We start from the raw sequence: 15066 nt of genomic DNA, 5'->3' as shown, positions 1-15066 counted from the left end.
GAACCTATGTGAAGCCTGTAAAGGTAGCGCAGAGTTTGCGATACGACGTGCCGATAAGACCGTTCTTCAAGGTGATGGTTGCAGGCTTTACCGAACTTTACGGCGGCGTTGCCTGGCCACTGCTGATTTGGGCGGGCGGCGTAATGTAGCACCGTTATACGATATGTGCTATTACTCGTTTTTGATTAAAAAAGCGGCGATCCGGGAGGTTTTTGATTTTACACTGTATAAACTCCAGAAAGGAGAGCAGTTTTCATGCCTGAGAGGAGAACTGAAGTCTTTGCGCAAGGAGGAGTGGGCCGACAAAAGAGCAGCAGTGTTTATTTTCGGACCCGCATCGACATTTTATTTTCCTTCGAATAATAAATAAGAATTTTCTTTGTGAAAATTCTTATTTATTATTCATGTCATCAATCAATTCGTCACTCTTCTTAATTGATTAGCCTCTTTACTTTATCTGCTTACAATAACCTGTTTCCGTTCCTTCATCTTTTTTTAATATCATGTTGTGATGCAAGTCAAAATAAGATGGTTTTATTAGCATCTCTCAGGTTACGATCCTTCTTACGGTACAAATATTCACTTTGCGTGAAAAAAGCAGTGTCTTTCCCTGAGGTGAGTGGATAATCCGCAATAATATATTGGTGGAAAATTCTTAAGAAATTTCTCATTGCGGATAAAAGATCTGTGTATTTGATTTTGTGTCGATCATTATTCTAATATTGCGCATCAAGAACGATACCGTGAATTTGGCGTAGCAAAAACAAAGAGGGATGATGAGATGGCTGACAGTTTTCAGAATGAGGTGCCTAAGGCACGTATTAACCTGAAGCTTGATCTGCATACAGGCGGGGCAGGCAAGAAAATGGAATTACCGCTGAAATTACTGGTTGCGGGTGATTTCAGCAATGGGCAAGAGTCTGCTCAAATATCTGAGCGTGAGAAAGTTAACATCACGAAAAATAATTTCGACAGTGTTCTTTCTGAATACTCCCCAAAACTTAATCTAACCGTTAAAAATACGCTCTCTGATGATGGTGGTGAGGAAAATGTTCAGCTGACTTTCCAGAGTATGAAAGATTTTACGCCAGAGCAGGTGGCCGCTCAGATACCGCAGCTGAAGGCGATGCTGGCGATGCGCAATTTGCTCCGCGATCTGAAGGCCAATTTGCTGGATAACCAGACCTTCCGAAAAGAGCTGGAAAAAATCCTTCTGGACCAGTCCCTTAGTGCTGAACTGCGAAATGAACTATCCGCACTTGCATCAAGAAAATAGTAACCATCACGCTGTTTCAACGGATTAATCAAGGAATGCTCATGTCTGTACAAAATAATATTGCCGGTACTGAAAGCGTGGTGCTGGAACGTCCTGCTGCGGGTAGGGTTTACGCCTCCCTGTTTGAGAAAATCAATCTGAACCCTGTCTCTGAGCTGAGCGCGCTGGATATCTGGCAAGATGCGCAGGCGATGTCGGATGCGACCGCTGACGAGCGTCTGACCGCAGGTATGCAGGTCTTTCTGGAATGCCTGACCAAGGCAGGCGCGAAGGTCGAAAAACTGGATAAAAGCCTGATCGATCACCATATCGCTGAGCTCGACTACCAGATAAGCCGCCAACTGGACGCCGTTATGCACCATGACGAGTTTCAGGCGGTTGAGAGCCTGTGGCGCGGAGTGAAGTCGCTGATTGATAAAACAGATTTTCGCCAGAACGTGAAAATTGAGCTTCTGAGCATGTCTAAAGAAGAGCTGCGCCAGGACTTTGAAGACAGCCCGGAAGTCATCCAGAGTGGTTTGTATAAACATACCTACATTGATGAATATGATACCCCAGGCGGCGAGCCGATTGCGGCGCTGATTTCCGCTTATGAGTTCGATGCTTCAGCGCAGGATGTCGCTCTGCTGCGCAACATCTCAAAAGTATCTGCGGCTGCACATATGCCATTTATTGGCTCAGCAGGCCCGAAATTCTTCCTCAAGGAGTCAATGGAAGACGTTGCTGCGATTAAAGATATTGGTAACTATTTTGACCGCGCAGAGTACATCAAGTGGAAATCGTTCCGCGATACGGACGACGCCCGTTACATCGGCCTGGTCATGCCGCGCGTGCTGGGACGTTTACCGTATGGCCCGGACACCGTTCCGGTTCGCAGCTTCAACTATGTCGAAGAAGTCAAAGGTCCGGATCACGACAAATACCTGTGGACCAATGCATCGTTTGCCTTCGCGTCCAACATGGTGCGCAGCTTTATCAATAATGGCTGGTGCGTACAAATCCGTGGCCCGCAGGCTGGCGGTGCGGTCCAGGACCTGCCTATCCATCTGTACGATCTCGGTACCGGCAATCAGGTAAAAATCCCGAGCGAAGTGATGATCCCCGAAACCCGCGAATTCGAATTCGCGAATCTGGGCTTCATTCCTTTGTCCTACTACAAAAACCGCGACTACGCGTGCTTCTTCTCGGCCAACTCCACTCAGAAACCGGCGCTGTATGACACCGCTGATGCGACGGCGAACAGCCGCATCAACGCCCGTCTTCCGTACATCTTCCTGCTGTCGCGTATCGCCCACTACCTGAAGCTGATTCAGCGCGAGAACATTGGTACCACTAAGGATCGCCGACTGCTGGAACTGGAGCTGAATACGTGGGTCCGCAGTCTGGTGACCGAAATGACCGATCCGGGCGACGAGTTGCAGGCTTCTCACCCGCTGCGCGACGCGAAGGTGGTAGTGGAAGACATCGAAGACAATCCGGGCTTCTTCCGCGTGAAATTGTATGCGATTCCGCACTTCCAGGTGGAAGGCATGGACGTCAACCTGTCGCTGGTTTCCCAGATGCCGAAAGCCAAATCGTAATAACAGGCAGGAAGCCGATGAAAACGGAACAACCGTTATGGGGGAGGGGCATCATGGTCGCTCCCCAGCATTTTCAGCAACAGGTCGCGTATGCGGCCTGGTCTGCCGAGTGTATTGCCCGGCTGGGTCTTTCCTGCCCGTGGGGGGTGATCAATGCCACCTTCGAGCCTGACGCTCTCAGGCTTGGACGTCTGCAGGCCCGTCATATGCATGTCCGTTTTCAGGACGGTACTCTGATTGATACTGACAATGCTGATTCGCTGCCACCGGTACTGTCGCTTGAAAGTGAACCGCAGGAGGTGACGGTGGTGCTGGCGCTCCCGCTACTGCGGGCGAACGGCGGCAACTGCCTGAAACCCGATGAGGTGGCCGAGCGTCCGGTGCGATATCGTCAGTGCTGGCGGGATGTACGCAATACCTTTGGGGAAGACACTCGGCAGATTGCCGTGATTCAACCGGAACTGACGCTGCGTTTTGCCCATCAGAACAACAGCGATTATCTGACTTGTCCGGTCGCCCGCCTGCAGCAGGACTCTCAGGGGATGTGGTTACTGGATGAGACGTTTCTCCCTCCGCTGTTGACCCTCCAGGGCAGCCGTTGGCTGGTAACTCAGCTGGAACAGCTGATGACCCAACTGCGGGCCCGACTGTGCCGTCTGATGGCAATGCGGCGTGAAAGCAATGAGCGTATGGCAGACTTCGCCGTGGCTGATGTATCACTGTTCTGGCTGCTAAATGCGCTGAACAGCGCCGAGCCCGTGCTCGGACAGTTTCAGCGATACCCGCAAAACCCACCGGAGCGTCTGTACCCGGAGCTGGCCCGCCTGGCGGGCAGCCTGCTGACCTTCTCGCTTGAGCATCAGGTGAGTGCTATTCCGGTCTGGCAACATGAGCAACTGAATAATGTCTTCCCGCCGCTGTTTGATTTACTGGGCGATCTGCTTGAAGCCAGTCTGCCGTCCCGCGTGGTTGCACTGGCACTCGACTATGACCCACGGCTGCACTTCTGGCAGGCTCGACTGCATGACCCGCGTCTGCGCGAAGGGGCTGATTACTATCTTTCTGTGCGCTCGCCGATCCCAGTAGCGCAACTGCAGGAACAGTTCCCGCGTCAGTGTAAGGTGGGCAGTCCTGACCATGTGCGGGGGATCGTCAACTCTTCCCGCGTGGGCGTACCATTGATGCCATTGCGCCATGTACCAGCCGCCATTCCGCTGCGCCTGGAAAATCAGTATTTCAGTCTCGATCTCTCCCATCCTCTGGCGACTGAGATGCTCCAAAGTGGGACGTGTATGTTTTACGTCCCGGGGATGCTCGGAGAGCCTGAACTTGAACTCTTTGCGGTATTGAGAACATGAGTGAACATAAACACGGCGCTGTCGTGTCTGTTGATATTGACGCACTGCTGCAGGATACCTGGCTTCAGGTCATCAGCCTTCGCCATGGCCCGCAGTTTCAGGAAGGCGAAGGTCGGATCTTGTGGGAACGCTGTATTGCTGATGTGGAGCGCGTTCAGCGTGAGCTGAAAGCGAGTGAACTTGATGAAGCCAGCTGTAAGCATATCCTCACTGCACAATGTGCATTGCTTGATGAGGCAGTCAAAGGGCGCGGTGTAGAGGATGATGCCTGTGTGCAATGGTATGACATTCCTTTGCAGGGATACTTCCTTGGCACGATGGACGCCGGTGACACTTTGTGTGACAGGATGCGCGATGTGCTGCGCGAACCTGCACCAGACAATGCCGTACTGACCTGCTTCCAGCGGGTAATGATGCTTGGATTCCTGGGGGGCTATCGCGCGCTGAACGATCCTGAACGCCAGAGGCTGGTCAGCGCGCTCAGTGAACATGTCGCGCCGTTCAGCTATCCGCAGACCCACCCTGTTCTGGCAGAAAGCCGTGCCGGGAGGGGAATGGGCGGATGGCTCGCATCATGGCCTGCACGTATTGGACTAAGCGTGATTATTCTTGCCGCGCTCTGGTGGGGACTGGATCGTTGGCTCGATCAGATGCTGCTGACCCTGCTGCCGGGAGCCATAAAATGAGTCCTGTACAACAGCGCCTTCTTGCGCTGTGGGCCGCCCTGCTGAGTGCCGTGGTCTGTCTGGCTTTTCTGCCGGTATCCCGGCTGGCTTCAGTGCTCGTTCTGCTGGCGATGCTCGGGGTTATCTTCATGTTCTGGTATATCACCAAACCTCCTGCGGAGCATGACGTCACCCTGCTTCTGGATGACCTTCCTGAATCCTCTTACCGGCAACCCGTGGTGCTGGTTTGTGGCGATATGCCTCTGACCTGGCCTCAACAGTCACCAGTACTGATGGTCACGCAGGGATGCTGGATCCGCGTTGAGGACCATCAGGATCTGGAGCAGGTTGCCCGTCAGATTCTGTGGCAGCGCCCGGACTGGGGGCGTCAGCTGTCGGTGATGATCAGTGTATGCCCGCAGAAACACCTCGACAGCGAAGCCCTGACAAGTCGTCTGCTGGCTCTGCGCTGGCAAATCAGCCAGTTGCGTAAAGAAACGGGACATTCTGTGCCATTGATTCTGAATGGTCAGATCGGCAGCGCGATGACGGATGACATGCTCTGGCAGGCCGCTATTTCGGGTGAAGGGTCGACTGTCTGGCGTGAGTCGAATGCGCCTTGTTCAATTGCAGCGTGGGTCACCACTGGCGGTGCGCCTGTCATGCAAAAGCAGGTGCTGATGAATAGCCTGATGAGCTGGTTCCATCAGCATGTCCAGGCGGTATTCATCGATGATAATTCTGATGTTCCGGCCATTGCACCTGCAGCGCTGCTGTGGGGAATGGGGCCGATTCTTGCCGGAAGCCTTGCGTCATCAGCCTGGACGGCGTGGTTATCGCGTCATACCGCCATGCAGCAGGTGGCTGGCTGGCAACCGGTAGGGACGGACAGTACGGTGATCTCACCCTTACCGGATTTCATACTGCCGCTACTACCTGAGGGAAGTGGACTCACTCCCCGGGCCCGCACCTGGCGCTGTGTCCTTGGTCTATTCACCCTGGCGGCCATCGCCGCGCTGCTCAGCAGTGGCTGGAACAATCGTCAACTACTGCATCGCGTGAGCTTCGATATAGCCCGTTACGACAGCCTCTCCATGGATGACTATGTCCCGAAGGCTAGCGCCGTTGCTGTCCTTCGTGAGAATGCGGCGCTGCTGGATGACTATGCACGTAACGGCGTACCGGCCCGGCTGGGTCTGGGGCTTTATCAGGGGGAACGTCTACGGATGCCCTTTCTGGTAGCGATCCGTTCGTATGTGCCGCCGCCTCCTAAACCGCAGCCAACCCCAAAACCGGTTCCGAAAATAGTAAGGCTGGACAGCATGTCGCTGTTCGATTCCGGCAAGTTCGAGCTGAAGGCGGGCTCCACCAAAATGCTGGTGAATTCACTGGTTGGCATTAAAGCGAAGCCAGGCTGGCTGATCGTCGTGTCAGGGCATACCGATAACACCGGCAATCCGCAACTAAACCAGACGTTGTCTCTGAAACGTGCCGAAGCGGTGCGCAACTGGATGCGTGACACCGGCGACGTGCCGGAAAGCTGTTTTGCGGTGCAGGGCTATGGCGAAAGCCGCCCTGTCGCAACCAACGACACCCCGGAAGGGCGTGCGCTTAACCGCCGTGTCGAAATCAGTCTGGTACCGCAGGCAAGTGCCTGTCAGATACCCGGCAAACACATGGCGCCATCGCAGGATGATGGCGTCTCAGAAAATAAAACGGAGTAATTAACATGGCAATTCCTGTTTATCTTTGGCTGAAAGACGACGGCGGCGCGGACATTAAAGGGTCTGTTGACGTTCAGGATCGTGAAGGCAGCATCGAAGTTGTCGCTCAGGAGCATAACCTGTACATCCCGACCGACAACAACACCGGCAAGCTGACCGGTACCCGTATCCACACCCCGTTCCTGTTCACCAAGGAAATCGACTCGTCCAGCCCGTACCTGTACAAGGCGGTGACCACCGGTCAGACCCTGAAATCCGCTGAATTCAAGTGGTACAAAATCAACGACGCGGGTCAGGAAGTGGAGTACTTCAACACCAAACTGGAAAACGTGAAGGTAGTGAAAGTGAATCCTGAAATGTATGACATCAAGGATCCATCTAAAGAGAAGCACAACCACCTTGAACGCGTAGAACTGCGTTACGAAAAAATCACCTGGACCTACAAAGACGGCAACATCATTCATTCCGACTCCTGGAACGAACGCGCCACGGCGTAATCCTGATGCGGGCAGGTTTTCCTGTCCGCAGTTTTTTGCTGAGTGCCTGAGATGCGGGTACTCAGCAAAGAAAAAAACAATCTGCCTGCCTGACCTTATGCGCTTTGGTGAACAGCGAGGGGCGGTAGCGTGTCCAGGAACCGACAAAGAGAGAATCTCATGGAAAATCCAGCCATCCTGTTACGTCGTCTGAATCCTTACTGTGCCCGAGCGATGGAAGGCGCAGCTTCGCTCTGTCAGACCCGTGCCCATGCCGAAATCCTGCCGGAGCACTGGCTGCTGAAGCTGCTGGAGCAGGGGGAAGGTGACCTGACGGTGCTGGCGCGTCGCTATGAATGGGATATGGATGGCATCTGGCAGGATTTGCTTGGCTGGCTCGACAGACAACCTCGCTCCGTGCGCCATCGGCCCCAGCTCTCAGAGGATATCCAGACTCTGATGCAGCAAGCCTGGCTACTGGCCTCACTCAATGGCGAAGAGCACATTCGCAGCATCCATCTGCTGATGGCCCTGGTGGAAAAACCAAAACTAACGCGTTGTGACGGCATGTGGCCGTTGTTAACGCTTGGTCAGAGCCAACTGGAGCGTCTGCGACCTTTGCTGGATGCGCAATCGGATGAACGTCCGGAAATGCAGCGCGAAGCCGAGCTGGCACAGAGCCACGGTGGTGAGGTGGAGTTTGTCGGGCGCCCGGCTGGTATGGAAATGGAAGAGGGGGAGCTGAGCCCTGCGCTGCAGAACGCGCTGGATAAATTTACCCTCGATGTCACCGCCAAGGCTAAGGAAGGGAAGATCGATCCTGTGTTTGGCCGTGACACGGAAATCCGCCAGATGGTGGACATCCTTTCTCGTCGTCGCAAAAACAACCCGATTCTGGTCGGCGAGCCGGGTGTGGGGAAAACTGCACTGGTTGAAGGTCTGGCGCTGCGCATTGCCGAGGGTAATGTGCCTGAATCTCTGAAAACGGTCACTTTGCGTACCCTCGACCTGGGCCTGCTGCAGGCCGGTGCAGGCGTGAAAGGTGAGTTCGAACAGCGGCTGAAAAACGTCATCGATGCGGTGCAGCAATCACCGTCCCCGGTCCTGCTATTTATTGATGAAGCGCATACTATCATCGGCGCGGGCAACCAGGCGGGTGGTGCAGATGCGGCCAACCTGCTGAAACCGGCGCTGGCGCGTGGCGAACTGCGTACTATTGCGGCCACCACATGGTCTGAATATAAACAATACTTCGAGCGCGACGCCGCGCTGGAGCGCCGTTTCCAGATGGTAAAAGTGGATGAGCCTGACGATGACACCGCCTGCCTGATGCTCCGTGGACTGAAATCCCGCTATGCCGAACACCACAATGTGCATATTACCGACGATGCGGTTCGTGCGGCAGTTACTCTTTCGCGTCGTTATCTGACGGGCCGCCAGTTGCCGGATAAGGCGGTTGACCTGCTCGACACCGCCGCAGCGCGCGTCCGCATGTGCCTCGACACGGTGCCGGAACAGCTGACCTGCATTCGCTCGCAGATTACCTCTCTTGAAATGGAGAAGCAGGCACTGCTGGAGGATTTTGCTGTCGGCAATCAGAGCCATGGTGAACGCCTGACCGTCATTGAGCAGGAAGAGCACGCTCTTATCGTTGCTCTCGATGAGCTTGAAACTCAGTACGGGCAGGAACTGAAACTTACCGAACAACTGCTGGAAAGCCGCCAGGATATCTCCCGTCAGAGCGAGACGCGCATGCTGCAGCAGGAACTGAACGGCATTCAGCACAGCAATCCGCTGCTTTCCGTGGACGTGGATGTACGAACGGTTGCCAACGTGATTGCCGACTGGACAGGCGTACCGCTGTCATTGCTGATGAAAGATGAGCAGACCGAACTGCTGACCCTTGAAAATGAAATCGGTAAACGTGTGGTCGGGCAGAATGTGGCGCTCGAGGCCATCGCCCAGCGTCTGCGTGCTGCAAAAACGGGTCTCACATCCGAGAATGGCCCGCAGGGCGTGTTTCTGCTTGTTGGACCGAGCGGTGTTGGCAAAACCGAAACCGCACTTGCGCTGGCCGATGTCATGTACGGCGGCGAGAAGTCACTCATTACGATTAACCTTTCTGAATACCAGGAGCCGCACACGGTTTCCCAGCTGAAAGGCTCGCCGCCGGGCTACGTGGGTTACGGCCAGGGCGGTATCCTCACCGAAGCTGTGCGCAAGCGTCCGTACAGCGTGGTGCTGCTGGATGAAGTGGAAAAGGCGCACCGCGACGTGATGAACCTGTTCTACCAGGTTTTCGATCGCGGCTTTATGCGCGACGGTGAAGGGCGTGAAATCGACTTCCGCAACACCGTCATTCTGATGACCTCGAATCTCGGCAGCGATCACCTGATGCAACTGCTCGATGAACAGCCAGAGGCCAGCGAAGGCGATCTTCACGAGCTGCTGCGTCCGATCCTGCGCGATCACTTCCAGCCCGCGCTGCTGGCCCGCTTCCAGACCGTGATTTACCGCCCCCTCTCGGAAGCAGCCATGCGTACCATCGTGGAAATGAAACTCTCACAGGTCAGCAAGCGCTTGCACCGCCACTACGGGCTGACCACGCAAATTGACGAGAGTCTCTATGACGCGCTGACCACAGCCTGCCTGCTGCCGGATACGGGGGCGCGTAACGTTGATAGTCTGCTAAATCAACAAATTTTGCCGGTGCTGAGCCAGCAATTACTCACCCACATGGCCGCCAGGCAGAAACCAGCGTCGTTACGCCTTAGCTGGAGTGAAGAGGAGGGGATCAGCCTGGAGTTTGATCGGATACAGGGAGTAAACGCATGAGCAACAATCCTCCGTTAAGATTCAGCCATAACCACCACCTTCTGGTGGTGAAGGGCTGTGAGGCCGAACCCGACGTGCTGGCTTTTGAAGGCGACGAAGCCCTGAGCCGACCATTCAGCTACCGTGTTGAGTTCACCAGCCGCGACCACGGCATCAGCAAAGAGATGATGCTGATGAAGCCCGGCTCGCTGAGGCTGCAGGCTCCGGTAGACCAGGGGTACGGCATCAAAATCCAGCAGCCGCTGCGGGTGATTCAGGGGGTGGTGACTGGTTTTGAACGCCTTGGCACCTCAAAAGATGAAACGCACTACGCCCTGACGCTGCAGCCGCGTCTGGCTCTGCTTGACCGTTCGCACCAGAACGCCATTTACCAGGATATGTCGGTCCCGCAAATCGTGGAAAAAATCCTGCGCGAGCGTCACGGCATGCGTGGTCAGGATTTTCTGTTCTCGCTGTCAAAAGAGTACCCGCGCCGTGAGCAGGTGATGCAGTACGGCGAGGACGATCTGCACTTTATCACCCGCCTGCTGGGTGAGGTCGGTATCTGGTTTCGCTTCACCACCGACACGCGCCTCAACATTGACGTGGTGGAGTTTTACGACAGCCAGCAGGGGTACGAGAAAGGTCTGACGCTGCCGTCGGTACCGCCATCGGGCCAGCATTCAAAAGGCGTGGATTCGGTCTGGGGAATGGAATGCCATCACAGCGTGGTGCAGAAGCAGGTCAGCACCCGGGACTACAACTACCGTCAGGCCACGCAGGACATGAACACCCTGGTGGATGCGACCCGCGGGGATGTCACCACGTACGGTGATGCCTATCACTGGGCGGATAACTACCTGACGCCGGGCAGCATCTATGACCGCAATCCGGCCCCGGAGTCCGGAGCCTTTTATGCCCGCCTTCGTCACGAACGCTACCTGAATGGTCAGACCCGGGCGCAGGGCATCACCAGCTGTCCGACGCTCTCGCCGGGTCAGGTACTGAAAGTCACCGGCGGGTATGAAGTGGCTGACGTGTATGCGCAGGGCGTGGTTATCACGGCGATGCACACGTATGCCCGCCGTGATAAGGACTTTGCGGTTGCTTTTGACGGCGTTCCGGACAGCACTGATTTTAGTTTCCGTCCTGAGCCGGGGGCACGCCCGGTGATAGCGGGCACACTTCCGGCCCGCGTCACCAGCACCACCGAAAATGACATCTATGGTCACATCGATAAAGACGGTCGCTATCGCGTCAACATGCTGTTTGACCGTGATAACTGGGAAACCGGGTTCGAGAGCCTGTGGGTGCGCCAGTCCCGCCCGTATGCAGGGGATACCTACGGTCTGCACCTGCCGCTGCTGGCGGGCACTGAAGTGGCGATTGGTTTTGAGGATGGTAACCCGGACCGGCCGTACATCTCCGGCGTGCTGCACGACTCGGCGCACGGCGACCACGTCACCATCCGCAACTACAAACGTAACGTCCTGCGCACCCCGGCTAACAACAAAATCCGCCTCGATGACGAGCGTGGAAAAGAGCACATCAAGGTCAGCACGGAGTATGGCGGCAAGAGCCAGCTCAACCTCGGGCATCTGGTCGACAGCGAAAAACAGCAGCGTGGTGAGGGGTTTGAGCTCAGGACGGACAGCTGGGGTGCTATCCGTGCGCAGAAAGGGCTGCTTATCAGCGCTGACGGCCAGACCAGGGCGCAGGGGCAGGTGCTGGAGATGCAGGCAGCGATGAGCCAGCTGGAGCAGGCGCGGTCACTGGCTGAATCGTTACGCAGCGCGGCAGAGGCGGCGAGGGCTGAACTGGCAGATGTGCAGATGCAGAAGGCGCTGCTGTCAGACGCGCTGACGGATTTAAAGAAAGCAGCGCTGCTGGTCTCGGCGCCGGAAGGGATAGCGCAGGTGACGGGGAAAAGCCTGCAGCAGTCGGCGGGAGACAACATCATCAGCACCAGCGGCGGGCACACAGATTTCAGCGCACTGAAAAGATTCACGGTGGCGGCCGGGGAGCGGGTAAGTCTGTTTGCGCAAAAGCTGGGCATCAAAATGTTTGCCGGCAAAGGGAAGGTGGAGATCCAGGCGCAGGGGGATGAGATGACGCTGGATGCGCTGAAGGATATCCGCATCAGCAGCAGCGAAGGCAGGCTGGTCATCAGCGCGAAGCAGGAAATTATTCTCACCAGCGGAGGCGGCTATATCCGTATTGCTGATGGTGTCGTGGAGTGTGCGGCACCGGATAAAATTATCCAGCGGGCAGCAGTGTGGCAGAAGTTTGGCGGGCAAAGTATGAGCCAGGCAATGCAGAGCTGGGAAAACGCGAATTTTTCTTATACGCCTAAGGCGATTGATGCCTACGATGGGTCAGCTCTGGCAGCGCAGAAAATGGCCATTCAGGGTGAGGATGCAGCGAGTCAAACCGTCTCAACCTCTGAAGATGGAAAAGGCGATTTAATGAAGCAGGTTAATATGGTGACGGACAAACTGCGGTTCGAGGGAGAAAAATAGCCATGACTCTAGCAGCAGAAAACGAGATCGTGAGCCGACCAGAATATGATGAAAATGGGCGAGTGTACTACAGTCTGCCTAATGGCAGAGCGGAAGACAATTTGGTGGTTGCCTGTCCTAAGGTGGCGGAAAAGGTGATCCCGGTTATTTTTCTGCCGGGAGTCATGGGAACGAATCTCAAAAAGATAAAATCCCCTGAAAAAGTCTGGCATGCTGACATGTTTCAGGGCTCAGATGCGCTGGCATGGCTGTATAAGTCTAAAGAACAAAGAAAAGCCTTGCTGGATCCTCTTACCACCGAAGTCGATTTAACGGGAAAGGTACTTTACGACGATCTTGACGGTAGAGGGTTTCCCTCCAGAGTTGCCCGTGGCTGGGGCAGTGCGCTTTACAAAAGCTATGGTGAACCTCTCCATGTGCTTCAGTGCATGCTGAATGACGGTCATATTCTGATTGATAACCTGATCAATGGCACCAGCAGGCGAACGCCGCGGCAGTTACTGATTGGTAAAAATTTAGGTGCAGAGAAAGGAGAAGATGCGCTTACTGAGTCTGAGGTCAGGCGGAGTTATGATTACCTTTTTCCCGTGCATGTTTTTGGCTATAACTGGCTGCAGTCAAACGCCGATTCGGCCGCCTTTCTCGAGCGATATATCAGTGAGACGTTAGGCACTTATCACGGCAGGCTTGCCACCAATAAAGTCATTCTGGTCACCCACTCCATGGGCGGCCTGGTGGCCCGACATTATTCAGAACAAATGAACGGCAGAGACAATATTCTGGGCATCGTTCACGGCGTTATGCCTGATCTGGGATCGCCGGCGGCATATCGCCGAATGAAGACCGGAGAGCGGGATATTGTCGGAGCAGTAATTGGCGCTGACGCGGCAAACCTGATGCCAGTACTGGCCCAGTCGCCCGGTCCGCTGCAGCTGCTGCCGGGTAAAGCCTACGGGCCGGGTTGGCTGAAAATTAAAGGCGGAACGGAAACAGCGTATAAGCCGGAGTCTGACCCTTACACGGAAATTTATCTGAATGAAAGTGACTGGTGGCGGCTGTGTGAAAAAGGGCTGCTGCTGGATGATGTGGGTAAGGGTTGGAAGGCCTATCAGAGCAGGATAAAAAAGGATGTGCAAAAATTTATAGAAAATTTAAACGGCAAATATCATCCCAATACCTATGCATTTTATGGTGCCAGTGAAAAATATCCTTCAGACGATCATCTGATATGGCAGCAAATTCCTGCTCCCAGACCGGTTATGGGAGTGCCGCTGGAACTTCCCGTGTATCGTCAAGTAGCAGGTAATACGTTTGAATTGACCTCCTCCGGCAGCGCCGGCGACGGTACCGTACCTGTACGAGCCGGCCGTATCAGATTTTCCGGGATCCGCTCTTTGCTTGCGACTGAAGTCGATCATGAAGGTGCCTATGCCGTGGGGGATACCAGTACGGAAAACGGTCTTTCCGTTGCGATAAAGTTCACGCTACGCTCGATTATAAAAATGACCGGGGAGGTTACCTCATGCAGGTAAGGCATTTATGGATGGGCTTACTTGCTGTCGTCCTTATTCTCTCTACCATTTTCTGGTTACTCACCCGTTCGTGGCCGGTAGCCCCTTTAACGGCAAAGGAAAAACAAATGACGGATAAACTATTTGAACAGACCAAACCTCAGTGCATTGGCCGCTATCTTTTTGATGTGCCCGTTTCATTTAACAACGCTGCGATGGGTCAGGTAAAGATTAATGAAATGAGAATTACCAGCAAGCGGCTGTATCCTCCGGCGTTTGCACAACGTATCCGTTTACGGGAACAGGAGTTAAACAACAGTCCTGCAGCTGATCCCAAAGACCTTCCTTATCTGAAACAGGTATATCGGATAAATGACAATGCAGTCATTTTTGATCGAAATGAAAACGAGAGTGTTCCTGGTTTTGGGAGAGTTCTTGAAGGGCATCTTTATAGTAATGGCGTGGCATTCATCATAACAACTGAGATTACTGACCTGTCCGACCCAAAATATAAAAAGGACAGAGAGGATTATTTAAATAGTGGTTCGAAGGAAATCGATTTAAACGATAAGCATCAGAAGTTGGTGGAAATGCAAAGCCTGCTATCCAGACTAAAGGGAAGGGAGGATGAAGAGGTGCCAACACTGCCTGGTATCTGTATTCCGGAAGGTATTATTAATGATTCGGGAGTGATTTCGAACGATGTCATCAACATTATATATAACAGTGATGACTTTGGCCTTATTGTTAATAGTGATAATACGCTTCGAAAATCTGAACCGCTCTTAGAAAGGTCTGATGAAATCAATGCTACCCTCATCAGAGTTGGCGCACATACTCTGAAGAAAGGGGCAGTAAAACTACCGGAGATAAATGCAGAAGAGTGGCTGATGAAAGGTAAGCAGGACATTTATCAACCAAAAGAGAAAATAGTTCCTGCCTACAGATTCGCCTTTTATGGGAATGAGGATATAGCCGATTTAAGGCATCCGGTATTTTCCGTTGAGTTGAATAATTCTGGTTTGGAAACAAAAAACTATACGGATTCACAACTGGTTGATATCTGGAACAGAATCACAAGAACGTTCAGGTATCGAACTGGAACAGCTCCGGTAAACACCAAGCAATAAGTGTATCTTCAAT

Annotated in this window: 11 protein-coding genes; all 11 read left to right on the top strand. The window is 53.9% G+C overall.

Features of this window, described 5'->3' with window-relative positions:
• Positions 1 to 8: 8 nt before the first annotated feature.
• On the top strand, positions 9 to 149 hold the full coding sequence (locus LA04_RS24870) for a hypothetical protein (RefSeq protein WP_162531704.1): 141 nt from the start codon (positions 9 to 11) through the stop codon (positions 147 to 149).
• 632 nt (positions 150 to 781) lie between these two features.
• On the top strand, positions 782 to 1276 hold the full coding sequence (gene tssB, locus LA04_RS18015; RefSeq protein ID WP_047652612.1) for a type VI secretion system contractile sheath small subunit: 495 nt from the start codon (positions 782 to 784) through the stop codon (positions 1274 to 1276).
• Positions 1277 to 1311: 35 nt separating this feature from the next.
• A complete protein-coding gene (gene tssC / locus LA04_RS18010; protein ID WP_047652611.1) occupies positions 1312 to 2856 on the top strand; it encodes a type VI secretion system contractile sheath large subunit in 1545 nt (514 codons plus the stop codon).
• A gap of 17 nt (positions 2857 to 2873) precedes the next feature.
• Positions 2874 to 4214 carry a type VI secretion system baseplate subunit TssK gene (tssK, locus tag LA04_RS18005; protein WP_047652610.1) on the top strand — a complete coding sequence of 447 codons (1341 nt, stop codon included), beginning with the start codon at positions 2874 to 2876 and terminating at the stop codon, positions 4212 to 4214.
• Positions 4211 to 4900: a type VI secretion system protein TssL, short form gene (tssL, locus tag LA04_RS18000; protein WP_047652609.1), complete on the top strand. Its 690-nt coding sequence runs from the start codon at positions 4211 to 4213 to the stop codon at positions 4898 to 4900. The genes tssK and tssL overlap by 4 nt, the downstream gene beginning before the upstream one ends.
• The gene (locus LA04_RS17995) at positions 4897 to 6603 is read left to right on the top strand and encodes an OmpA family protein (RefSeq protein WP_047652608.1); all 1707 of its coding nucleotides are present in this window, start codon (positions 4897 to 4899) and stop codon (positions 6601 to 6603) included. The genes tssL and LA04_RS17995 overlap by 4 nt, the downstream gene beginning before the upstream one ends.
• A gap of 5 nt (positions 6604 to 6608) precedes the next feature.
• Positions 6609 to 7100 (top strand): type VI secretion system effector Hcp, encoded by a 492-nt coding sequence (gene hcp / locus LA04_RS17990; RefSeq protein WP_023325816.1) that lies wholly within the window; start codon positions 6609 to 6611, stop codon positions 7098 to 7100.
• Positions 7101 to 7259: 159 nt separating this feature from the next.
• Positions 7260 to 9914, top strand: coding sequence for a type VI secretion system ATPase TssH (tssH, locus tag LA04_RS17985; RefSeq protein WP_047652607.1), 2655 nt, complete (start codon positions 7260 to 7262; stop codon positions 9912 to 9914).
• Positions 9911 to 12412 (top strand): type VI secretion system Vgr family protein, encoded by a 2502-nt coding sequence (locus tag LA04_RS17980; RefSeq protein ID WP_047652606.1) that lies wholly within the window; start codon positions 9911 to 9913, stop codon positions 12410 to 12412. Before tssH ends, LA04_RS17980 begins: the two co-directional genes overlap by 4 nt.
• Before the next feature lie 2 nt (positions 12413 to 12414).
• Positions 12415 to 13944, top strand: a complete 1530-nt coding sequence (locus tag LA04_RS17975; protein ID WP_047652605.1) for an esterase/lipase family protein — start codon at positions 12415 to 12417, stop codon at positions 13942 to 13944.
• Positions 13945 to 13955: 11 nt separating this feature from the next.
• Positions 13956 to 15053 (top strand): T6SS immunity protein Tli4 family protein, encoded by a 1098-nt coding sequence (locus LA04_RS17970; protein ID WP_052119560.1) that lies wholly within the window; start codon positions 13956 to 13958, stop codon positions 15051 to 15053.
• Positions 15054 to 15066 lie beyond the last annotated feature (13 nt).

Origin of the sequence: Enterobacter sp. UCD-UG_FMILLET (assembly GCF_000762975.1) — a bacterium.
Taxonomy (GTDB): domain Bacteria; phylum Pseudomonadota; class Gammaproteobacteria; order Enterobacterales; family Enterobacteriaceae; genus Enterobacter; species Enterobacter dykesii.
The sequence above is the reverse complement of the archived record's forward strand: the minus strand, read 5'-3'. Positions and strand labels throughout refer to the sequence as shown.